17 protein-coding genes are annotated in these 22,711 nt (G+C 72.1%); 5 read left to right on the forward strand and 12 right to left on the reverse strand.

Annotation, left to right across the window (positions count from 1 at the left end):
* Nucleotides 1-209: 209 nt before the first annotated feature.
* On the forward strand, nucleotides 210-3,056 hold the full coding sequence (locus AB0F82_RS01820; RefSeq protein WP_362622675.1) for a SpoIIE family protein phosphatase: 2,847 nt from the start codon (nucleotides 210-212) through the stop codon (nucleotides 3,054-3,056).
* A 302-nt stretch (nucleotides 3,057-3,358) separates the two neighbouring features.
* A complete protein-coding gene (locus tag AB0F82_RS01825) occupies nucleotides 3,359-4,363 on the forward strand; it encodes an ABC transporter substrate-binding protein (RefSeq protein ID WP_436842009.1) in 1,005 nt (334 codons plus the stop codon).
* Nucleotides 4,364-4,425: 62 nt separating this feature from the next.
* Here the strand turns inward: AB0F82_RS01825 and AB0F82_RS01830 are convergent, their stop codons facing one another.
* Nucleotides 4,426-6,366 (reverse strand): AfsR/SARP family transcriptional regulator, encoded by a 1,941-nt coding sequence (locus tag AB0F82_RS01830; protein WP_362622681.1) that lies wholly within the window; start codon nucleotides 6,364-6,366, stop codon nucleotides 4,426-4,428.
* Nucleotides 6,367-7,114: 748 nt separating this feature from the next.
* On the opposite strand from AB0F82_RS01830, the gene AB0F82_RS01835 reads away from it, so the two are divergent.
* Entirely contained in the window at nucleotides 7,115-8,587 is a 1,473-nt protein-coding gene (locus tag AB0F82_RS01835) for an NDP-hexose 2,3-dehydratase family protein (protein WP_362622683.1), read from the forward strand.
* An 84-nt stretch (nucleotides 8,588-8,671) separates the two neighbouring features.
* Here the strand turns inward: AB0F82_RS01835 and AB0F82_RS01840 are convergent, their stop codons facing one another.
* A complete protein-coding gene (locus AB0F82_RS01840) occupies nucleotides 8,672-9,292 on the reverse strand; it encodes a dTDP-4-dehydrorhamnose 3,5-epimerase family protein (protein WP_031147050.1) in 621 nt (206 codons plus the stop codon).
* Nucleotides 9,293-9,574: 282 nt separating this feature from the next.
* Between AB0F82_RS01840 and AB0F82_RS01845 the strand changes: the two genes are divergently transcribed.
* Complete coding sequence (locus AB0F82_RS01845; protein ID WP_362622686.1) at nucleotides 9,575-10,435, forward strand: class I SAM-dependent methyltransferase; 861 nt, start codon at nucleotides 9,575-9,577, stop codon at nucleotides 10,433-10,435.
* Here the strand turns inward: AB0F82_RS01845 and AB0F82_RS01850 are convergent.
* From AB0F82_RS01850 to rdmE, 6 genes are all read right to left on the reverse strand, one after another.
* Nucleotides 10,413-11,657, reverse strand: coding sequence for a DUF418 domain-containing protein (locus tag AB0F82_RS01850; protein WP_362622689.1), 1,245 nt, complete (start codon nucleotides 11,655-11,657; stop codon nucleotides 10,413-10,415). The genes AB0F82_RS01845 and AB0F82_RS01850 overlap by 23 nt on opposite strands.
* Before the next feature lie 21 nt (nucleotides 11,658-11,678).
* Complete coding sequence (locus AB0F82_RS01855) at nucleotides 11,679-12,488, reverse strand: FkbM family methyltransferase (RefSeq protein ID WP_362622692.1); 810 nt, start codon at nucleotides 12,486-12,488, stop codon at nucleotides 11,679-11,681.
* 77 nt (nucleotides 12,489-12,565) lie between these two features.
* On the reverse strand, nucleotides 12,566-13,849 hold the full coding sequence (locus AB0F82_RS01860; protein ID WP_362622695.1) for an activator-dependent family glycosyltransferase: 1,284 nt from the start codon (nucleotides 13,847-13,849) through the stop codon (nucleotides 12,566-12,568).
* A gap of 27 nt (nucleotides 13,850-13,876) precedes the next feature.
* Nucleotides 13,877-15,040 carry a cytochrome P450 family protein gene (locus AB0F82_RS01865; RefSeq protein ID WP_362622698.1) on the reverse strand — a complete coding sequence of 388 codons (1,164 nt, stop codon included), beginning with the start codon at nucleotides 15,038-15,040 and terminating at the stop codon, nucleotides 13,877-13,879.
* A gap of 24 nt (nucleotides 15,041-15,064) precedes the next feature.
* Nucleotides 15,065-15,859 carry a phytanoyl-CoA dioxygenase family protein gene (locus AB0F82_RS01870; protein ID WP_356811773.1) on the reverse strand — a complete coding sequence of 265 codons (795 nt, stop codon included), beginning with the start codon at nucleotides 15,857-15,859 and terminating at the stop codon, nucleotides 15,065-15,067.
* 48 nt (nucleotides 15,860-15,907) lie between these two features.
* Entirely contained in the window at nucleotides 15,908-17,515 is a 1,608-nt protein-coding gene (gene rdmE / locus AB0F82_RS01875; RefSeq protein WP_362622700.1) for an aklavinone 12-hydroxylase RdmE, read from the reverse strand.
* A 167-nt stretch (nucleotides 17,516-17,682) separates the two neighbouring features.
* Here rdmE and AB0F82_RS01880 point away from each other — a divergent pair, with 167 nt between their 5' ends.
* Entirely contained in the window at nucleotides 17,683-18,969 is a 1,287-nt protein-coding gene (locus AB0F82_RS01880; protein ID WP_362622703.1) for an activator-dependent family glycosyltransferase, read from the forward strand.
* A 64-nt stretch (nucleotides 18,970-19,033) separates the two neighbouring features.
* Here the strand turns inward: AB0F82_RS01880 and AB0F82_RS38640 are convergent, their stop codons facing one another.
* The 4 genes from AB0F82_RS38640 to AB0F82_RS01900 form a co-directional block, all read right to left on the reverse strand.
* Nucleotides 19,034-19,435 carry a helix-turn-helix transcriptional regulator gene (locus tag AB0F82_RS38640; RefSeq protein WP_031147032.1) on the reverse strand — a complete coding sequence of 134 codons (402 nt, stop codon included), beginning with the start codon at nucleotides 19,433-19,435 and terminating at the stop codon, nucleotides 19,034-19,036.
* Nucleotides 19,428-20,282, reverse strand: coding sequence for an ABC transporter permease (locus tag AB0F82_RS01890; protein ID WP_030957368.1), 855 nt, complete (start codon nucleotides 20,280-20,282; stop codon nucleotides 19,428-19,430). The genes AB0F82_RS38640 and AB0F82_RS01890 overlap by 8 nt, the downstream gene beginning before the upstream one ends.
* On the reverse strand, nucleotides 20,279-21,163 hold the full coding sequence (locus AB0F82_RS01895) for an ABC transporter ATP-binding protein (protein WP_362623412.1): 885 nt from the start codon (nucleotides 21,161-21,163) through the stop codon (nucleotides 20,279-20,281). The genes AB0F82_RS01890 and AB0F82_RS01895 overlap by 4 nt, the downstream gene beginning before the upstream one ends.
* A 198-nt stretch (nucleotides 21,164-21,361) precedes the next feature.
* Nucleotides 21,362-22,648 (reverse strand): cytochrome P450 family protein, encoded by a 1,287-nt coding sequence (locus tag AB0F82_RS01900; protein WP_362622706.1) that lies wholly within the window; start codon nucleotides 22,646-22,648, stop codon nucleotides 21,362-21,364.
* Nucleotides 22,649-22,711: the final 63 nt, after the last annotated feature.

A 22,711-nucleotide genomic window follows, 5' to 3' on the forward strand; every position in this document is an offset into this window, starting at 1 on the left:
CCCGACCCGCAGGCATGCACCCTTCTGCAGCGCACGCCGGGGGCGTGTCCTTTTCGGCTCCCTGCCCGCTTCATGCAGGTCAAGGGCGTTCTCCGCAGTCCACGACGCTGCGCTCGCCGGCTCAGCCGTCCCGGGGGATTCGGTGCGCGCTCCGGCAGTTCGGCGCCGCTCCCCGCTGCCGACGGGCGGGAGAGGTTAGAAGATGGATTATGAGCGTCTTCCTGGGACATCTCCGGCGTCGGTTGCCCGGCTCGGCCAAACGCTCCTCCGCCGCCTCTCAAGGTCCCCGCTCAGGACGTCAGCAGGAGCAACAGGAGTCCGCCCAGCCCTGGGCGGGCAGGGTCCGGCCGCCGCAGCGGCTGTCCTCGCTGCTGAGTGCGCGCAGCGTGGCCGGCGAGGTGTTCCTCCTCCAGCTCGTCGTGGTGGTGCTGCTCGTCGCCGCCGCGGTGGTGGCGCTCGTGGTGCAGGCCCGCAGCGACGCCATGCTGGACGCGCGGCACCGTACGCTCGCCGCCGCCGGGACGTTCGCGGAGTCCCCCGGCATCGTCGCCGCCCTGCGCAGTCCCAACCCGAGTGCGCTGCTGCAGCCGAGCGCCCAGGCGGCCCGGAAGATCGCCGGGGTCGACGGCATCAACGTCTACACGCTCGACGGACTCACCATCACCCACAGCGACCCTCGGCAGATCGGCAAGCGCGTGGTCGGCCCCTTCTCCAGGGCGGCGGCCGGCAAGTCCTTCACCGAGACGTTCGAGGGGTCCCTGGGGCAGTCCGTGGTCTCGGCGGTTCCGGTCAAGGACTCCGAGGACCGGGTCATCGCCGTCGTGGCTTCCCCGGTCACGGTCGCGAACGTACAGAGCATGGTCAACCGGCAGCTGCCGGTCGTCATCGGTTCGGCGGCGCTCGTGCTGGCCCTGTCCGCGGGCGGGACGGCTCTGGTGAGCCGTCGGCTGCTGCGGCGGACCCACGGCCTGGGGCCGGCAGAGATGACGAGGATGTACGAGCACCACGACGCGGTGCTGCACGCGGTGCGGGAGGGCGTACTGATCGTGGGAGGCGGCGGGCGCCTGCTGCTGGCCAACGACGAGGCGCGGCGGCTGCTGGACCTGCCGGCGGACGCGGAGGGGCGGCCCGTCATGGAGCTGGGCCTGGAGGAGGAGATCGCGGCGTCGATCGCCTCGGGCCGTTCCGCAACCGACGAGCTCCACCTGGCGGCCGATCGGCTGCTGGCGGTGAACATCCGGCCCACCGCTCCCTTCGGGCAGGCGGGGACCGTGGTCACCCTGCGGGACACCACCGAGCTGCGGGCGCTGTCCGGCCGGGCCGAGGTGGCCCACGAGCGGCTGAAGCTGCTCTACGACGCGGGGGTGCGCATCGGTACGACGCTGGACGTGGAACGCACCGCCGGGGAACTGGCGGAGGTGGCGGTCCCGAGGTTCGCCGACATCGCCTCGGTCGACCTGCTGGACCCGGTGCTGCACGGCGAGGAGCCGCCCGAGCCGGGTACCGAGATGCGGCGCACCGCCGTCGTCGCCGTGCAGGAGCCGCATCCCCTGTACCAGGTCGGCGAGCTGATCCGGTTCGTTGCGACCAGCCCCATGGCGATCGGGGTGGCCGGCGAGCACGCGGTGCGCGTGGCGGACCTGCGGGTCACCCGGGACTGGATGGCCCAGGACCCCGCCCGGTCCCGGCGCATGCTGGAGCAGGGCGTCCACTCGGTGATCGCCGTACCCCTGCGGGCCCGCGGCGTGCTGCTGGGGATGGCGGGCTTCTGGCGGGTGCAGCCCTCCCCGCCGTTCGAGGAGGAGGACGTGTCCTTCGCCGAGGAGCTGACCGCCCGGGCGGCCCTGTCCATCGACAACGCCCGCCGCTTCACGCGCGAGCACACCATGGCCGTCACGCTGCAGCGCAGCCTGCTGCCCCGGGGCGTACCGGACCAGTCCTCGGTCGAGGTCGCCCACCGCTATCTGCCCGCGCAGGCGGGGGTGGGCGGCGACTGGTTCGACGTCATCCCGCTGCCGGGCGCCCGGGTGGCGCTGGTGGTCGGCGATGTCGTCGGGCACGGCCTGCACGCCGCCGCCACCATGGGCCGGCTGCGCACGGCCATGCACAACTTCTCGACGCTCGATCTGCCCGCGGACGAGCTCCTGAGCCATCTGGACGAGCTGGTCGCCCACATCGACACCGACGAGGGCTCCGGTGAGCAGGAGTGGCAGGGGCTCACCGGCGCCACCTGCCTGTGCGCCGTCTACGACTCGGTCTCCGGGCAGGTCACTGCCGCCACCGCCGGCCACCCGGGCCTCGCCGTCGTCCACCCCGACGGCACCGTGTCCTTCCCCGAAGTGCCGGTCTCGCCACCGCTGGGCCTGGGCGCCGGCATGCCCATGGAGACCGCGGTGCTGACCGTGCCCGAGGGCGCCCAGCTGGTGCTCTTCACCGACGGGCTGCTGGAGAGCCGTGACCGCGACATCGACACGGGTCTCGCGGCGCTGGGCGCCGCCCTGGCCGGGCCCGCGAGGACCCCGGAGGAGATCTGCGCCGCGGTGATCGGCGCGATGCTGCCCGGCGGGCAGAGCGACGACATCGCGCTGCTGGTGGCCCGGACCCGCCGGCTGGACCCCGGGCGGATCGCCGAGTGGGAGGTGCCCTCCGATCCGGCGGCGGTGTCGCCGGTGCGCAACGCCTGCGCCCGCCGGCTGGCGGAGTGGGGCCTGGAGGAGATCGCCTTCACCACGGAACTCATCCTCAGCGAACTGATCACCAACGCCGTCCGCTACGGGTCGCAGCCCATCCGGGTGCGGCTGCTGTACGAACGCAGCCTGGTCTGCGAGGTCTCCGACGGGTCGAGCACCTCCCCGCACCTGCGCCGGGCCGAGGCCACCGACGAGGGAGGGCGCGGGCTCTTCCTCGTCGCGCAGTTCGCCGAGCGGTGGGGCACTCGCTACACCGCCCGCGGCAAGATCATCTGGAGTGAGCAGGCCCTCCACGCGGAGCCCTCCGCGGCCGGGGAGGACCTGGGTGCGGCGCTCCTCGCCGCTTGGGACGACGAGGTGTTCTGAGACGGCTCCGGCGCGTTCCGAGGGGTCCGGTGCGTTCCGAGAGGGCTCCGGTACGTCGGCCGGAGGACAGTCGGCGGACGCGACCCGCCGGGACTGCGCCGGCCCGGCTGCCGCACGTACGCTGGCCTGGATCAGTACGTGCCGCCCGTTATGGAGCCTTTGTGCCCGCACCTCGTCTCCGGACAGCCGCCGTCGCCGCCTGCCTCGCCCTCGCCGCGGGGCCCCTCGGCGCCTGCGGAGACAGGCCCCCCGCCGCGCCCAGGGCGCCCGCGGTGGCCACTTCTGCCGCGGACGCGGGGGGTATGGCGGCACTGACCGCGGCGGCCAGGAAGGAGGGGGCGCTCAACACCATCGCGCTCCCGAGGGACTGGGCGGGCTACGGGGCGCTGATCGACGGCTTCGAGAAGAAGTACGGGATCGAGGTCGCGGTGGAGAATCCGGAGGGCTCCAGTCAGGACGAGGTCAACGCCCTCAAGGAGCACCGGCGCGACGGCACCGCCCCCGATGTGATCGACGTCGGCGGCACCTTCGGTCCGGCCGCGGCCCGGCAGGGCCTGCTCGCTCCGTACGAGGTCGCCCCGTACGACGACATCCCCGACGAACAGAAGGACCCGCGGGCACGCTGGTACAACAACTACGGCGGCTACGTCTCGATCGGCTGCGACGCCGAGCGCGTCAAGACCTGCCCCTCGACCTTCGCCGATCTGCGCAGGCCCGAGTACAAGGGCCAGGTCTCGCTCAACGGCGACCCCACGAAGTCCGGCTCCGCCTTCGCCGGGGTGTACGCCGCGGCCCTGGCGAACGGGGGCTCCTTCGACAACATTCAGCCAGGTATCGACTTCTTCGCGGAGCTGCGCGAGAGCGGCAACTTCATCCCGGTTGAATCCACCCCGGCCACGATCGAGAAGGGGCAGACCCCGATCAGCATCGACTGGGACTTCCTCAACCTCGGATACGCCGACGACTTCCGCAGGAAGGGCGCTGACGTGGACTGGCACACCGCCATCCCCTTCGACGGCAGTTTCGCCCAGTACTACGCGCAGGGAATCAACAAGGACGCCCCGCACCCCGCGGCGGCGAGGCTGTGGCAGGAGTACCTCTTCAGCCCGGAGGGGCAGAACATCCGGCTCGGGGCGTACGCGCGCCCCGTCCTCATGGAGTCCATGGAGGAGAACGGCACCCTCGACAAGAGCCTGGCGGAGAAGCTGCCCACGGTCGAGGGCACACCGACCTTCCCGACGGAGGAGCAGCAGGCGAAGGCGGGCAGGACCGTCAACCGGAAGTGGGCCGAGGCCGTCTGGGGCTGAGGGTCGGAAACGAACCGAACGGACCGAACGGGCGGGTGTGGTTGCGGAAGAGGGAACGGGGGTCAGCACCGGCGGCGGTCCGGCCAGATGCCCTCGTGTTCCGGTCCATCGCCCGAGAGGGTGTCGAGCAGCCGCTCGCGGGCGTACACGCGGGTGAGCTCCGGGAACTCGTAGTGGGCCCCGCCGTCCTCCCACCGGACGATGTTGATCAGGTGGCTGTCGACGAAGCGCTGGAGCAGGTGCTCCACGCTGCGGCTGTCGCTGCCGAGGAGCTCGACGACGGAATCGGCGGTGAACCGCCTGGGCGGGAGGATGCTCAGCAGCCGGAAGACGCTCTGCTCCACGCGGCCGAGCCCCTCGTAGCTGAAGTCGTACCGGGAGCGCACGTCGAGTTCCCCGAGGCGGAGCTCGTCCAGCAGCTTCTCGGAACAGTTCAGTTGGGTGGCTAAGCCGGACAGGGTGAGCCCCGGACTGCCGCTGAGGCGCCCCCCGATGCACCGCACGGCCAGGGGATGTCCGCCGACGGTCTCCATCAGCTGGTTGGCGGCGTTGCGCTCCCGCCTGACCCGGGCGGATCCGATGATGCGGGCGAGCAGCTCGCGGCCCTCGGCGGTGTCCATGGCGTCGAGGTTGACGTTCCAGGCGCCGCCCAGGCCGTGCAGGCGCCTGCGGCTCGTAATGACGACGGAGCACTCCGGGCCGCCGGGGAGCAGCGAGCGTACGTCGGCCAGCGAGGACACGTCGTCCAGCAGGATCAGCAGGCGCCGGCCGACCGTGGTGGAGCGGAACAGCTTGGACCGTTCCTCCAGGTCCGCGGGGATCTCGGATTCCGCGACGCCCAGGGCGCGCAGGAATCCGTGGAGCACTTCCGTGGGGTCCGTGCCCCTGCCGGTGGAGCCGCGCAGGTCCGCGTAGAGCTGTCCGCCTTCGAAGAACGGCCGGACGGTGTGGGACATGTGCACGGCGAGCGCGCTCTTGCCCACGCCCGGCATGCCGCTGATGACCGCGACGGCGGGGGCCGTGGGGGGACGGTCGCGTTCCCCCACCCCGGCCAGGAGGGCGGGGGCCTGGTCGACGATGCACTCCCTGCCGGTGAAGTCGGCGATGTCCGGCGGGAGCTGGGCGGGTGCGGGGACTCCGGGTGCGGCGGCGGGCCGGGGCGCGGCGGCCACCGGCGGCTCTTCCCGCTCGGGATGCCCGGCCGGGCCCCGGTCGGGCTCGACCAGGACGGGCTGCTGGTGGCGTTCGTACAGCACGCCCCCCGTGGCCTCGGACAACAGCGCCTGGTGGAGCGCGCGGAGCTCCTTGCCCGGTTCGAGGCCGAGGTTGTCGATCATGCTGCGGCGCAGCACCTGATAGACCTCGAGCGCCTCGTGGCGCCGGCCGGAGCGGTGGAGGGCGATCATCAGGGAGGCGTGCACGTTCTCGTGGAGCGGTCGGCTGAGCACGAGCGACTTGAGCTCGCTGATCAGCTCCTGGTGGCGACCCAGCTGGAGATCGGCCTCGATCCGCAGGTCGAGGGTGCGCTCCCGGAACTCCTCGAGTCGTGTCACGTACGAGGACAGCAGACCGCCCGGCACGACGTCGACCAGCGCGGAGCCGCGCCAGATCGCGAGTGACCGGCGGAGCGCCTCCGCCGCTCCCGCCGCGTCTCCGTTCTTCAACAGCGACTTACCCTCGCCGGCTTCCGTTTCGAATCGGTGGAGGTCGACGGACCGGTCGGGAATGGCCAGCGTGTATCCCCCGGGCCGGGTGAATAGAATTTCCTCCGAATTCCGCGCGGTGAGAATCTTCCGGAGTTTGTATATATACGTTTGCAGTGTGGTCATCGCACTTGCGGGAGGATCACTCTCCCACAGTTCATCGATAAGTTCAGAGGTCTGCACCAGGGTGTTTCTCCTCATGAGGAGAAGGGCTATCACCTGGCGCGGCTTGGGTGCGGTGGGCACTACATTGCGCGGACCATCGAGAATCTCCAACGGGCCGAGCATCCGGAAGTCCATCTCACGTCCCCCGTTCAGTGATGCTGTGACACTGCGTAGTCACAAGAGGTTCGAGCGCCGCCCGGTCGACGTAAGGGTCACGAAGCGACTTCTCCCCTGACTTTGCACTAAGTTAACTCTTCCTTTAAGGCGGGGCAAGGCCATATGCCACCGTCCTGGGTACATCTCGCCCCGGCAACACCGGCGACCTGCACACCCATTGACCCGAAACAGTCGAGGATTAAACGGAATAAGATCTTCCGAGATGCGCTCGCGCTCGAGCACCATGACGCCGTCTTGATTCCGCTTCGAATTCGCGCCAATAAACCACGGAAATGCGCCTGTTCCTTTCGGTGCGCACAACCGTCGGGGTGCGGCGGTGGCAGGACGCGGCCGGTGCCGGATCCGGAGCCTCGTCGCACCGGCGCCCCGCTCCCTCTGGAGGCCGCCACGATCCTGGCTCGACCCCGTGGGGAGGGGTCCGCTCTGCGAGCCGATACGGGCGCGTGGGGGGCGTCATGACGACAACCATCGGGCGTCACCCTCGAAGAACGATCGAACCCCCGACCGTGCCGCCCGCGCAGGTTCAGGGAGATTCGAGGTCGTTGCTGGCAGCGCGCACTGTACTGGGCCCTGCGCGCCGTCGACGGCCCCACCTCCACGGGAGCATCCGCGGACACCGGTACGGCCACCCTCCTCGACGCCGCGGACGCGGAAGACCGCCGAGTACGCAGCACGACCCTGTCCTCCCGGCGCAAAGGAATCCCTGGTGAACAGAATCGCCCTCCCGCACCCTTCCCCGACCGCCCTCCGCACGCTCCAGGACCGGCTCGCACGGTCGGCCCTCGCCGAGGAGAGCCGGGTCCGCCAACCGGCCCCGTTCGCCACGTGGTTCGCCGACGCCCGCGAACGGTCGGGCCTGCGGGTCGACCGCGTGGACCTCGACGGCCTCGAGAACTGGGAGCGGGATCCGCGCACCGGGGCGCTGCGGCACTCCAGCGGCGGCTTCTTCGCCATCGACGGGCTGGACGTGCGCTTCCCCTCAGGTCCCGTACCCCACTGGCAGCAGCCGATCATCCACCAGCCGGAGGTCGGCGTACTCGGCCTGCTGGCCAAGGAGTTCGACGGGGTGCTGCATTTCCTCATGCAGGCCAAGGTCGAGCCGGGGAACAGGAACCATCTGCAGCTCTCCCCCACCGTGCAGGCCACCCGCAGCAATTACCTGCGGCTGCACAAAGGGCGCGCCGTCCCCTATCTGGGGTACTTCCAGGAAAGGACGCGGCACCGCGTCGTCGCCGACGTGCTCCAGTCGGAACAGGGCGCCTGGTTCTACCGCAAGCGCAACCGGAACATCGTCATCGAGGTCACCGAGGACATCGCCGTCGAGGAGGACTTCCGCTGGATGACCCTCGGCGAGATCCACCGGTTGCTGGCCGTCGAGGACATCGTCAACATGGACACGCGCACCACGCTGTCCTGCCTGCCCCTGGCCGGCGGAGGCCTCGACGTCCTGCTGGACACCGGCGACGGCTTCCGGGACGCCCTGGCCCGCTCGTGCGCCGGGGAGCCGGGCGGGGTGCACGACGTGGACGAGCTCCAGAGCTGGATCACCGAGCACCGCGCCCAGAACGACCTCACCACCCGCCCGGTACCGCTGGTCGAGCTGCGCGACTGGCACAGCTCGCCGGAGCGGGTCTCCCACACCAGCGGGCGGTTCTTCTCCGTGATCGGGGTGAACGTCTCCGCGGGCACGCGCGAGGTCCGGGGCTGGTCCCAGCCCATGCTGGAGCCGCACGGCACCGGCGTGATCGCCGTGCTGGTCAAGCAGATCGACGGGGTGCTCCACATTCTGCTGCGGGCCAGCGTGGAGCCGGGATACGTGGACGGGGTCGAGCTCTCACCCACCGTCCAGTTCACCCCCGAGAGCGTCCCGCCGGGCGCGGCCCTGCCCCGCTTCGTCGACGACGTGCTGTCGGCCCCGCCGGAGCGGACCAGGTTCGCCTGCCTGCTGTCCGAGGAGGGCGGCCGTTTCCACCACGCCCTGAACCGGTACCTCGTCGTCGAGGCCAAGGGCGACGCCGAGTCCATGGAGGACCGGGACTTCCGCTGGGTGACCCTGGACCAGCTCAGCACCCTGTTGCGGCACAGCCACTACCTCAACGTGCAGGCCCGCACCCTGGTGGCCTGTCTGCACAGCCTGCTGGCGCCTCGGCGGCCCGGCGGCGAGGCGCTGGGCCTGTGAGCGGGTGAGCCGGCCGGACAGCGACGCGTGGGGGCGGCCCACCGGATCCCGGTGGGCCGCCCCCACGCGTCGTACCGCCGCCGATCAGGCCGGGCGCAGGGCGCGGTCGATCGCCAGGCACTCGGCGTAGTCGGGCAGCAGGCCGTCCGAAGCGGCCTTCTCCAGGGTGGGCGCCGCGAGGTCGCGCTCGGACAGGACGGGCTCGATGTCGCCGGGAATGGGCAGGGCGAGGTCCGGGTCGAGGATCGACAGTGCCAGCTCGTGCTCCGGGACGTACTCCCCGGAGAGCAGGTAGGACACCACGGTGTCGTCCTCCAGCGCGACGAAGCCGTGGGCCACGCCGACCGGGAAGTACACGGAGCGGAAGACCTCGGTGTCCAGCAGTACGGCGTCCCACTTCCCGAAGGTGGGCGAGCCGACCCGGACGTCCACCGCTATGTCGAGCGTCTTGCCGCGCGCGCAGTACACGTACTTGGCACAGCCCGGCGGTGTCAGGGTGTAGTGCAGTCCGCGCACCACGCCCTTCCGTGACCTACTGTGATTGGTCTGGGCCACGCGGAAGAGCGTGTGCCCGCCGGTGGCGTCGGAGAACGCTGACTCCTGGTAGGGCGACAGGAATATGCCACGCTCGTCGTCGAACACGCGCGGGGTGAATTCGATTGCGCCCTCGACGGAGAGTTTCCGCGACTCCATGGAGGAAACCATGCCGGACTCCCATTCAATGCAGTGATGTGCGGTCTGTGGCCCGTGGCCCGTGAGCGCCTGGGTCCCGTGTCCGGCGTGCCAGGATCGGGGGTCTCCACCGGGCCCTCGTGCTGCTGACGATGATGGCCGCGGAGTCTCGTACGCGCCTCAACGACGGCTGGACGCCAAGAGCCCCGGCCCGGACCGCGACCGGGCCCGGTCCATCTGCCCTCGAGTGCTTTCGCAGGTGCCGGCCGGACGATGGTGGGCCGGACACGCCGACCATTCCTGGGAGCGACGCACGTGGACAAGACAACATACAAGGCCCATGTCACGGCCGCCTTCGACCGCGCCGCCGGGTCCTACGACCGGATGGGGGTCACCTTCTTCACCCCCATGGGGCGGCGCCTCGTCGAACGGGCCGCGCCGCAGCCCGGGCAGCGCGTGCTGGACGTCGGCTGCGGGCGGGGGGCGTGCCTCTTCCACGCCGCCGCCCTCGTCGGCGACCAGGGCCGCGTCCTCGGCATCGACATCGCGCCGGCCATGATCGAGGAGGCGCGCAAGGAGGCGGCCGACCTGGGCGTCGCAAACGTCGAACTTCGCGTGATGGACGGGGAGTTCCCCGAGCTGCCGGCCCGCTCCTTCGACGTCGTCACCGGCAGCTACAGCCTGATCTTCTTCCCCGAGGCCCGGGCCGCCCTGCCGCGCTACGCCGAACTGCTCGCCGACGGCGGGCGCATCGCCTTCACGAGCCCGGTGTTCGACGACGACACCTTCCCCTTCCTCCCGCCCGTCTTCACCGAGCTCATCCCGCGCTCGCTCCTGGAGAACCTGCCGCCGCAGTGGCGACCGGAGGAACTCCAGAAGCGCTTCAACAGCTGGCTGGCACAGGAGGCGGACCTGCGCCGGGCCCTGGAGTCCGCGGGGTTCCACGAGGTGGAGATCACCGACGAACCGGTCGACCTCGTGGCCCCGTCCGGCGAGGCGTGGGTGGCGTGGTCCCACACCCAGGGCATGCGCCTGCTGTGGGAGCACCTGCCCGACGACGACCGGGAGCGGCTGCGGGTCCGGCTCACCGGGGCGCTGGACGAGATGCGCCACGACGGCGGACCCCTGTCGATCGAGACGCCGGTGCGCTACGTCACGGCGACGGTGGCCCGTTGACCTCGCGTACCACGTCCTCGCGCTCCGGAGCGGCTGCCGCCGCCGGAGGGGCCCGCCGGGTGACCCTGGCCAGCAGCGCCTCGGCGGGCCCGCGCCGCCCCCTTCGGCGCAGCAGGTCGGCGAGCAGCACACCGGCGCCCCACGCGCCGAGGGCGACGAGCGCGGAGCCGAGGACGCCCACGCGGTCGCCGAGCCCGAAGGTGTACGGGGCGAACAGCACGAGCCAGACGACCGACTGCCAGACGTAGGCGCTCATCGACCGCCGGCCGCACGCGGCGACGGCGGTCACGGCCCTGCTCCGCCGGCCCTCCAGGCGCAGCGCGAGCAGGGCCACCGCCGCGGCGAGGCCGCAGCCTCCCGCGTACCCCGTCAGCACGTGCAGCGCGCTGAGCCCCCAGGCCACGTCGGAGGGTGCCGCGGTCCACACCCCGGAGGTGACCAGCGCCAGCGGAAGGCCTCCGGCGACGCTCAGGGCGGTGCCCGACACCGCCACCCGGCGCAGCAGGACCCGGTGGCGGCCCGGCTCCTCCAGGACCCGCTGCCGGGCGGCGTGCGCACCGATGAGGAACGGGCCGAGCGACATGACGGCGAACAGCGGTGTGGTGACCACCCAGGTGCCGATGCGGTACGCCGCGTCGGAGACCGGGTCGGCGGCGAGGAACATCGCCGCCGCGGTGTCGTCCGGGTCGCCGGAGACGCCCGCGGCCAGCATGCTCGCGTACAGCACCGTCCCCACGGCGACACCGGCGCCCGCCACCGTGAACAGGATGCGGTCACGGGCGCCGGTCAGGCCGACGGCAACCAGGGCGAGCAGTCCGTAGGCGCCCAGTACGTCCCCGGCGAACAGCAGCAGCGCGTGGACGGCCCCGAACACCAGCAGCCGGCGGGCGCGGCGGCGCAGCACCCCGCGCGCACCGGGTCCGTCCCGTCCCCGTTCCCTCTCGCGTGCGAGGATCCGGCCCGTGCCGTAGCCGAACAGCAGGGCGAACATGGGGAAGCTGCGGCTGTCGGCCAGCACCGTGAGCACCCCCGCCGTGGCTGCGTCCGCGGGCGAGCCGGCGACCGGCGGATACCCCCGGATCACGGCGGCGCTCCCACTGACGAACATGTGGGCGTGCACCAGGGCGACGATCAGCAGCATCAGGCCCCGGGCGAGATCGGGGGCGAGGGCGCGGTCCGCCGTCGCCCCGGATCCGGACGGACGCGGAGCGCCGTCGCTCATCGGCCCTTCCTCCTCGGCATGTCAGTCCCGCTCCGCCAGCACCAGGTGGACGCTGCCGCCGACGTAGACCCCCCACTGGGAGACCGTGGCGTGGAAACCGAGTCCGGAAAGCCGGGAGACGACCCGGCCGAGCCGGCCGTCGATGTCGTGGACCTCGAGGAGGACCCGCCGGATGCGGGGCCAGCAGGCCGGGGCGATGCCGTCGAGGACGTCGAGTTCACCGCGTTCGACGTCGATCTTGAGCAGGCCCACCCGGTCGACGTCGTGCTCCGCCATGACGGAGGCCAGCGTGGTCACCTCGACCGTGACCCGCTGGCTCACGTTGAAGGTGCGCCGCACGACCTCCCTGGTCTGCTCGTCGGCGCCGATGTTGTCGAGGTGCGCTTCGAGGTTGCGGGCGTCGTCCTCGGCGTCGTCGTACAGGGTCGAGGCAGAGGCCACGTAGGGCCGGTAGGTCAGTTCGGACGTACCCGACGCGGCTCCCAGCGCCTGCCGGAAGGCGGTCGCCCCCGGCAGGAGGCGGGCGAGGTTGTCCTCCAGACAGGTGTAGGCCTTCGGGGCGGGTTCGAAGGCGAGCACGCGGCTCTCGGGGGCCAGCCCGCCGAAGAGCAGGGACGCCAGCCCGATGTGGGCGCCGACGTCGATGACGGCCTCGCCGGGGCGGAGGCCCTCGGCCGCCTTGCGGTAGGGGGCGGCGCTGCTGATCTCCTCCCAGAGGGTGTGCGCCTCCGCTTCCTGCACCGCCGACAGCACGCGGCCGTCGGGCAGTTCGCAGCGGGAGACGGGAAGGTCGGTGGGCAGTTCGTCGGGGAGATCCCACGGATTCGGCATGGCATCGAATCTGCGGGACCGATCTCGAGGAGCGCACGAGGAGCACTGGTCCACCGGCCGCCGGGCCGGTGGACCGGTCATCCGCGGCGCCGGTGCTCCCTGGTCATCTCCTCGAGGACCGGCACGACCTCGTTGGGCGTCGGCATGGCGCGGATCTCGTCACGGAGCGCGCCGGCCCGTTCGGTGTAGGAGGGCTCGTCGAGCAGCCGCAGGATCTTCTCGCGGAGCACCTCGGCGGTCAGGTCGCGGGCGGAGACGGCCAGGGTGGTGCCGGACTTCTCGTATTCCTCGCCCATGTCCTCGCTCACCCACTCGTAGCCGACGATGACGACCTGGGGAACGCCGTGCAGGTCCGCGGTGGCCTTGGTCTGGTAGCCGGCGTGGTGCACGATGACCGAGCACGACGGCGCCAGTTCGTTGAGCGGGACGAAGTCGGTGGTGCGGATGTTGTCCGGCAGGTCGGGCAGGGCGCCGCGCTGGGCCGGGTCGAGGGCGGCGATGATCTCGACGTCGAGTCCGGCCAGGCTCCTGAAGAGGGCCGCGAGGGTCTCGCCCAGCCGGAACCGCTCGGACTCCTCGCTGGTGATGGACGTGCCGAGGGTGATGCACACCCGGCGGCGCTCCACCGGTTCGTTGAGCCACCCGGGCACCACGCAGCGCCCGTTGTAAGGGACGTAGCGCATCGGGACGGTCGACAGGTCGAGCTCCTGGCGCAGGCTCGCGGGCCGGGTGTCGACGACCCACTGGCCCGTCAGCATGGTCTCGTCGAACCGCCGGTCGCTGCCGAGGCGTTCGAGGGTCCAGTCGAGCCACTCGGCCGTCGGGTCCTCGCGCAGCGGCTCGGGCTGCCGGTCGCGGTGGCGTACGAAGTGTCCGCGGGTGACCATCTGGAGGGCGAGCTCGGGCCCGGACACCAGGCGGGCGTGGGCGGCGCCGGTCGCGACGGCGACGACGGCCCCGGCGATCGAGAAGCTCTCCCACACGACCAGGTCGGGCTGCCAGCTGCGGGCGGCGGCGACGAGCTGGTCGATCTGCGCGTCGTTGTTGAGCGGCTGGTAGAGCGCGGGGACGACCATGTTCTCGTAGGAGAGGTGGTCCTCCCAGGTCGCTTCGGAGGGGTCCTGCTTGCTGGTGCCGATCTCGTTGAAGAGGGAGATCGCCTCCTTCTGGAAGCCGTCGAGCTGCTCCCAGAGGGTGGGCGACTGGATCGGCAGGGCGGTCAGGCCGGTCTGGGTGACGGTGTCGACGAGGCTTTCGTTGCAGGCCGCCCGCACCTCGTGGCCCGCGGTGCGCAGGGCCCAGGCCAGCGGGACCATCTGCTGGAAGTGGTTGCCCTCGATCGACGTGAACAGGACTCTCATCGCGGGGTTCCTTTCTGTGGGCGCCGGTCAGCCGGTGGTGAGCGGGCAGCCGAGCAGGTGTCCCGTGACGGGTGAGCGGCGGCTGCGCAGGTGGCCGGCCGAGCGGCGCGGGCGCGGGCGGGCGGCCACCAGTGCGCGCAGGACCGCTTCGGCCTGGGCGCGGGCGAACGGCAGGGTCACCCGGTGGTGGAGGGCCGGGACCAGCGCCTCGACCGGGCGGCCGGTGACGAACCGGTCGGGATCGTCGAAGACTTCGGGGTCGCGGTTCGCCGCGGCGACGAGCACCACCACGCGCTCGCCCGCCCGCACGTGCTGTCCGGCGAATTCGACGTCGGCGAGGGCGACCGCCGGATGGATCCGTACCGGGGGGTCGTGGCGCAGGACCTCGGCCACGACGAGGGCGGCGTGCCCGGGGTCTTCGGCGACGCGCGACCACTCCCCGGGGTGGTCCGCCACCGCCAGCACGGAGCCGGCGATCAGGCTCGCCGCGGTGCGCACCCCGGCGGTGGCCAGCAGGACCGCGGCCTCGTGCGGGCCGGCCCCCGGTCCGGCTTCGGGGTCGGCGGCGGGGCCGGCGAGGAGCTCGCGCAGCCGGCCGACGGCGGCCACCGCCCGCCGGGTGACGTCCAGCCGCTGCGGGCACAGCAGGCCGTCGAGGACGACCCCGGCGGCCTTGCAGGCCCGGGCCAGCTCCCGGCGGTCCGCGCCGGCCGGCCCGAGGGTCGCGGCCAACAGGTTCGTGGGAACGGCCTCCGCGAGGTCGGTGACCAGGTCGAAGTCCGCGGCCAGGGCGCCGACCACCCGTTCGCACACCGCCTGCACGGCGGCGGTGGGCACGGCGTCCCGCGCGTACCCGCGCAGCCGCTCGTAGTGCGCGGCGTCCCCGCCGAGCCCGGCGTCGTCCACCGGTACGTGGGCCTCGTCGTCTGCCAGGGGGCGGTGCGGCCACCCCGCGCCCAGGAGTTCCCCGGCGAGCCGGTGGTCCGCCGTCACCCAGGCGCCCGTCGTGCTGCGCCACAGCGGGCCGAGCGCGCGGATCCGCTCCTGGCCCGGACGGGGGTCCTCGGCGTGGCCGCGCAGGAGGTCGGCGTACGGATCGCCCTTGACCTGGTGCAGCCACACCTCTCCGTGGGCGCGCTGGAGCCGTCTGCCCAGCTCTCCGATGTCCGTGCGGTTCCATGTGCCGTGCATGACGCTCACCTTCGACGGTCTCCTCTAGATGAGGGGGAACTTCTCGTTGTCCAGCGGGTCCCCGGGGGCCATGTGGGAGATGTGGGCGTCCTCGGTGCCGGGCCAGTAGGTGCTGCCGTCGTCCATGTAGACGATGCCGTGGCCCATCCGGGGGTTGTCGGTCAGGTTCGCCCCGGCCATGTGGACGGTGCGGCAGTGGTGGAAGGCGACGTCACCGGCCTTCAGCGGCACGGTGATCCGCGGCTGCCAGTCGTAGTCCGGCCAGATGTCGGCGATGGGCCGGTACTCGGCGAAGCTGGTCATGTGGACCTGCCGGTGGGCGGCGTCGCGCAGGTGGGACCCGGGCACGTAGCTGAGGCACCCGCTCTCGGCCGGTACGTCGACCAGCGCGACCCACGCCGTGAGCGTCCGGTCGATGCCGTGCAGCGGGAGGCCCGTCTCGTCGTCGTGGACGAGCGTGGGCAGCGTGTTCAGGGTCTCCCGGCCGGACTTGAGGAGGATGTCGGTGCTGTAGAGGCGCAAGGGGCCGCCGGCGAGCCGCTTGGCCATGCCGGTGATCGCCGGGTGCAGCGCGAGGTCGCGCAGCGCCTCGTGCTTGAGCCAGGCCTGGGCGACGAAGTGCACCTGCACCTCGTCCTCGCCGGCGCCCCAGATCTCCGGCCCGTGCTGGGCGACCACTTCCTCGGAGGCGGTCCTGAACCGCTCGACCTCGGAGGCGGTGAGGACCTCGGGAATGCGGACGAAACCGTTCTCCTGGTAATGGCGGCGGGCCTCGTCGGTGAGGACGTCGGCCGTGACCGGGGCGCTTCGGGCCGTCATGGCGTGTTCGCTCCTTCGTCGTGGTGGTGGGGTACGGGGTGGTCCCGTTCAGCGGGACAGGACACGGGTGAGGGCGTCGCGCAGGGCGGCGGCGGGGTCGTCCGGCCGGGTGGCGGTGCGCCAGGCGACGATGCCGTCGGGCCGGACGAGGCTGGCGCCGCCGGTGCCGATGCCGAACCGTTCTGCGAGTTCGCCGTCGGGGTCCTCGAGACCCGTGGCCGGACCGTGGACTTCGACGGGGACGCCGAGTGCCCTGCTCGCGCTGCGGGCCCAGCCGGTCCAGCCGGCGCCGTCCGCGCCGGTCATGAGCAGCCAGCCGGAACCGAAGAGGTCCACGGTGGAGATCCGCTCGCCCGCCCTGAGCACCCACACGTGCGGCATCCGGAAGCCGGGCCTTCCGGTGGGCCGGGCCGGGGACTCGACCCGGGCGGGGTCGTCGTCTTCGATGATGACGGCGTCCGAGCGGTAGCGGAAGCCGAGGATCACCTCGGCGTAGCCGACGGGCTCCGCCATCCGGTCCTGCAGGTGCGGGGCGAGCCGGGAGGCGTAGAGGGACATGGACTCGTCCATCACGAGCCGGGCCACGAGGCCGCGCTCGGGCTCGTAGCTGTCCAGCAGGCCGGGGCCGGCCTGGCCGGTGAGTACGGCGGACAGCTTCCAAGCCAGGTCGTACCCGTCGCCGATGGCCGTGTTGCCGCCGAGCCCGCCGGTGGGGGGCACGACCTTGGCCGAGTCGCCGACCAGGAACACCCGTCCGGCGCGCCAGCGTTCGGCGATGCGGGCCGCCATCTCCCAGCGCTGGACGTCCAGCACCTTGGGCTCCAGGTCCGGTGCGTCCAGGCCGGTGCGGATCAGTTCGAGGCAGCGGTCGGGAGTGAAGTCCTCGGCGGACTCGCCGCGTTCGGGGTCGTACTCGACCAGGAAGGTGTGCCGCTCGGGTCGGTCGCTGCCGATGAAGATGCCGCTGAAGGCTGGGTTGCGCAGGTAGTACAGCCCGGACGCGTCCGAGGTGAGCACCCCGGACAGGTCGGCTTCGAAGATCATGCCGACCACGTGGGACAGCGAGCCGTGGCCACGGCGGGCGATGCCGAGCCCTTCCCTGATGGGGCTGCGGTCGCCGTCCGCGGCCACCAGGTAGCGCGCCCGTACGGTGGTCTCCGCGCCGCTCTCGCGGTCGCGGAGCACCGCGCTCACCCCGTCCGCGTCCTGTTCGTAGGAGACGAGCGCGGCGGCGAACCGGATCTGCGCCCCGTCCCGGCGGGCCCGGTCCAGCATCAGGGGCTCCAGCTGGTCCTGCCAGGCCAGCGCCCACGCCATGGGGGAACAGGGCGCGGTCGTGGCGACGAGGTTGTCGAAGCCCTCGTCGAAGGTGCCGAGCACCTCGCCCCGCACGGTCTCGGCGACCCGGGTCGTGAAGTGGCCCTTGGCACCGCGGTGGTCGGTGGCGTCCTGCACCTGCTCGGCGATCCCGCCGAGCCGCAGCAGCTCCATGGTGCGCGGGTTCTGGCCGATCGCTCTGGGGTGGATCGACGTCGTCGGATGCTTCTCGGCCATGAGCACCGGCACGCCCAGGCGGGCGAGGAACATCGTCGTGGACAGGCCTCCCAGGCCCGCGCCCACTACCAGTACGTCGACTTCCTTGTCAGCTGTGGCCATCGTCTTCTCCCGCTTCGGTGGCGGCCGTCCTGTCGGACCTCCGTTGCCCGGGGCCGAGACTCGCCGGTGGGCTTCGAAGTTCGCTGGAGGCCCGTCGACGCGGGCTCGTGCGCGGCTGCGGGAATCCTCGAGTGCCGTGCGAACGGGCACCGGCAGGGTGACCTCCCATGCGAGTGCTGTTCACGCCGTTCCCGGCGAGCACCCACGTCCACACCCAGGTACCCCTGGCGTGGGCGATGCGGGCCGCGGGACACGAGGTCCGTGTCGCCACCCGGCCGGACGTGGTCGAGGACATCAACAACGCCGGCCTGACCGCGGTCGCGGTCGGCGGGGTCCTCGACGTCGCGGCCACGATGAATCCGGAGTACACCGACGAGCCCGACGAGATACGTGACGAAGCCTGGCTGGACGTCCTCGACATCAGCGAGACGCGGCCGGAGAAGCTGACCCTTCCCTATGTCCACGGGGTACTGACCGCGTGGACCTCGTTCGTCTACCAGAACACCCTGCCGGACGACACCACCGGGGAACTGATCGACTTCGCCCGGTCCTGGCGGCCCGACCTGGTCGTCTGGGACACCATGTACTACCCCGGCGCGCTCGCGGCGCGGATCAGCGGCGCGGCGCACGCGCGGCTGATGTTCGGCCTGGACCTGGTCGGGCTGATGCGCCAGCACTACCTGCGGGGGCTGGCCGGACTGCCGCCGGCGCTGCGGGAGGATCCGCTGGAGGAGTGGATGGACCGGATCCTGCGGCGGTACGGCCGGGAGTTCACCGAGGACCTGGTCGTGGGGCAGTGGACCATCGATCCCGTTCCGCCGTCGCTGCGGCTGCCGGTCGACCTGCCGTCGGTGCCGGTGCGCTACGTGCCGTACAACGGCGAGGCGCAGGTCCCGGACTGGCTGCGGGAGCCGCCGCCCCGCCGGCCCCGTGTCTGCCTGACCCTCGGCAGGTCGTTCCGCGAGGTGGTCGGCACCGACCGGACATCGGTCGGCGACCTGCTGGAGGCGGTGGCGGACCTGGACGTCGACGTGGTCGCGACGTTCACCGCGGACCAGCTCGATCCGGGCCGGCGCGTACCGGACAACGTGCGGGTCGTCGACTTCGCACCGCTGGACGCGCTGCTGCCGACCAGCGCGGCGATCGTGCACCACGGGGGTTCGGGCACCCTCCAGACCGCGCTGGCGCACGGCGTGCCCCAGGTGATCGTGCCGGCCAAGATGTGGTGCAACGTCCCCAAGGCGCACCGGGTGCGCGACGCGGGCGCCGGGCTGTGCATCGATCCGGAGGCGCTGACCCCGCAGGGGCTGCGCGCCGCGCTGGTCCGGGTGCTGCAGGAGCCGTCGTTCCGTGCCGGCGCCGACCGGCTCCGCCGGGAGGTCCTCGCCACGCCGTCGCCCGCCGATGTCGTCCCGGTCCTGGAGCGGCTCACCGCCGAACACCGGTCGCGCTAGAACGGGTCCGGTGCGCCGCGGCCGTCGGGGTGTACGTGCCCCGACGGCCGCGGTGTGCTGCCGCCTACGCGGGCGGAGTGCTCCCGATCCGGGGGAACGGGGTGGTCGAGAAGATCACCTCGACCGGTACCTCGAAGTACTCCGCGATCCTCAGGGCGAGGTGCAGGCTGGGGCTGTACTCGCCGCGCTCCAGGTAGCCCACCGTCTGGTAGTGCACCCCGAGGGCGTCGGCGAGCTGCCTGCGCGTGATGGCGCGCTCGACCCGCAGCACGGCGATGCGGTTGTGCACCGTCTCGTTCGCGGCGCCGCCGCGCGGACGGCCCTGCTCGCCGGTCGAACGCCAGCCCGCCGCGGGCGTGTCGGTGCCGGAGCCGGACCGCGGGGCCACCGCCCCGGTCTCCGGCTCCGCCGCCGACGTGCCCCGGCGCGCCGACGCGCGCTTGCCGCCGGTTTCCTTGTCACCCAACGCGCTTCAATGCCTCCTGTTGTCGGGCCTCGACCTTCGAACCCGTCTCGCCGCGCACCGTACGGCCCAGGACCCTCGGTGCGATCACCAGCGCGACGACGGCCCAGGCGAGCAGCACGACCGCGGTCATGGGCCTGCGCCAGGAGTCGCCGAGCTCGACCGCGACCGCCGCGTCGGGCAGCAGCGCGGCACGGGTGCCCAGGCCCACCCAGTACACGGGGAACAGCTGCGCAATGCCCTGGAGCCAGCCCGCGAGCGAGGTGATCGGGTAGAAAATACCCGAGATCGCCATCAGGCCCATCGTCGGGAAGATCCCCCACGTGTTGGCGCCGCGCGGGTTCTTCACCATGGCGCCGATGATCAGGCCGATCGGCAGGGTGGCGAGGAGCCCGAGGGCCAGCACCCACACCAGGTTCAGCCACTTGGCGAGGTCCCCGGTCATCAGGTCGTCGAAGAGGAACACGCTGGGCACCAGGATGATGACCAGGGTGAGCAGGGTGCTCAGCGCGATGCCCAGCACGCGGCCGGCGATGTAGCCGACGAGCCCCTGCGGGACGGTCCTGGCCCGCAGCAGCGTGCCGTCCTCCCGCTCGGCCGCCAGCGCGAACGCCGCTCCGCCCAGTGCCTGGAAGGCAAGCAGGCCGCCGATCATGCTCGGCATGGTCAGCGTCGCCAGCGACAGGTCGGTGCCCTCCACGGTCGAGTTCCGCATGAAGAACAGCACCCCGAGGAAGACGCCCCCGAGGAAGAGGTAGTAGATGATGTCGCCCGGCGACGTCACGCTCTGCCTGAACTCGGTCCAGCCGCGGCGCAGACCGAGTCGCACGGCGTACAGGGTGGGATTCATCGGCCTGCCTCCCGGAACGCGGCGATCGCCTCGTCGGACCGGCCGGCCTCGTGCTGGCGGACCATGGTCATGTACGTGTCCTCCAGGCTGGCCCGGCGCACCTCCAGGTCGCGGACCCGGTCGCCGTGCTGCTTGAACAGCTCGTGGACGAACGTGCTGGCGTCGGGCGTGGCGTGGACGAACTGTTCGCCGCTCAGGCTCCAGCGGACCTCCGCCTTGCCCGACGTCTGCCGGGCGAGCTGGTCGGCGCTGCCGTCCGCGACGATCTGGCCCCCGGCGAGGATCAGGATGCGGTCGGACAGCTTCTCGGCCTCGTCCAGGTCGTGCGTGGTGAGCAGGATCGTGGTGTCCTCCAGGTCGGAGAGCCGGTGCACCACGTCGTGGAAGTCGCGGCGCGCCTTGGGGTCGAACCCGACGGTGGGCTCGTCCAGGAACAGCACCTCCGGGCGGCCCACGATGCCGATCGCGACGTCGAGCCGGCGGCGCTGGCCGCCCGACAGGGACCCGATCTTCTGGTCCGCCTGCTCCTCCAGGCTGACCATGGAGATCAGCTCGTCCACGTCGCGCGGACGCGGCCGCTCGGGCGTGGAGTAGGGCCGGTAGAAGGCCCCCAGCTGGGCCAGCAGCTCCCGGACCTTCCACTTGCCGTGGTCGCGCCACGACTGGAGTACGACGCCCAGCCTGGCGCGCCACTCCTCGTCGCCCTTGGCCGGATCGACGCCGAGCACGCTGACCTCGCCCGCCGAGCGCGTCCGGAACCCCTCCATGATCTCGATGGTCGTCGTCTTCCCGGCGCCGTTCGGCCCGAGCAGAGCGAGCACCTCGCCCCGGCGGACACTGAAGTCGACCCCGTTCAGCACGTCTTTGGACCCGTACCGCATACGCAGTCCGCGGATGTCGATCACTCGTTCGCCTGCCGAGCCGTCCGGTGCTCCCGCAGCCCGGTTCGCCTCGCGCAGATCACTTAACTCCGCCATAGGCCCCTACCTTTCGATCAGACCTGTTAGATCAAAGATAGTATCTCTACTACGACCCGTACAAGTCGCACGACCAAAGGGATCGTCACGCACCGTGAGGATCTAGCGGGCGACGGGCATCTCGATAACCGCCCCGGTGACACCGGACCGCAGGCGCCGCAGGACGGGCCCGGCCGGACGCAGGCCCGGGACCTCGGCCGCGAGCGCGCGGAGCCCGGCCTCCGCGAGGAACCGCGCCGTCGAGGCCGGCAGCGACGTGGGCAGGCCCTCGGCGAACACCAGGGGCTCCGCGGCCCGTTCCCGGGCCGGGTCGAAGGCGGCCGGCTCCGGGTGCACGGCAGAGTCCCGGCCGGCCGCCTCGACCGCCACGACGACCTGGCCGCCGGCCGGGACGGGTGTCCCGGCCAGTTCGAGGTCCTCGAGCGCGTACAGCGGGACGAGCCGCACGGGCGGGGCGTGGCGCAGCGTCTCCTCGACGACCGCCGGAGCGAGACCGGGGTCCTCGCACAGCGCCCGCCACTGCGCGGGGTGGTCGAGCAGCTCCGCCACCGCGTCGCAGAACAGGGTCGCGGACAGCTCGGTCCCGACGAGGGCCAGCAGTGTGCACACCGACCGCACCTCGTCCTCACGGGTCGCCGCCAGCAGGGCGCTGACGAGGTCGTCCCCGGGCTTCTCGCGCCGCTGCGCGATCACTCCGGCGAGCAGGGAGCGCATGCCCTCGACGGAAGCGATCAGCTCGCGTGCCGTGCGCAGGTGCGGCGAGCACACCGTGGCGTCCAGGAGGCCCGCGGCGCCCCGGCACAGCGCCGCGAAGCGGTCGTGGTCCTCCTCCGGTACGCCGAGCAGCTCCCGCACGATCCCGGCGGCGAACGGGTCGGCCACCTCCGTGCGGAGGTCGAAGCCGCTGCCCGCCTCGGCGAGGGCGCGGCGCAGCGCCTGCTCGGCGACGGGCCGCCGGCGTTCCAGGGCCTTCGCGCCGAGCAGGGGTTCGAGCAGCTCGCCCACGCGCTCGCAGTCGGCGCGGCCCGCGGTCAGGAAGGCCCCGCCGAAGGGGAGGATCTCGCGCAGTGCGGGCACTTCCCAGGGCATGGGCTCGCGCTGCTCCGCCCCGTCCTGCGGGGCGGGTGCGTCCGCGTCGGGGTGCCGGACGCTCAGCCGCGGGTCGGCGAGCGCGGCCGCGGCGACCTCGTGGTGGGCCGTCACCCAGGCCTCGGCGCTGCTCCGGTACAGCGGGCCCCGTTCCCGGATCAGTTCGCCGAGCCGGTGCGGGTCGTCGCCGGCGGCCCGCACGAGCAGGGCGTACGGGTCGTCCTTCGTGCCGATGATCCACTGGACGCCGCGGTGCGTGAGCAGCACACGGCCCAGTTCGCTCTCGTTCATGGTCACCATGTGCTGAACTCCGCCTCTCCGGGGGCCCGCTGTGGTCCCGTACCGCTGTGGGGGTCGTACCGG

Source organism: Streptomyces virginiae (genome assembly GCF_040638905.1).
GTDB lineage: Bacteria > Actinomycetota > Actinomycetes > Streptomycetales > Streptomycetaceae > Streptomyces > Streptomyces virginiae_B.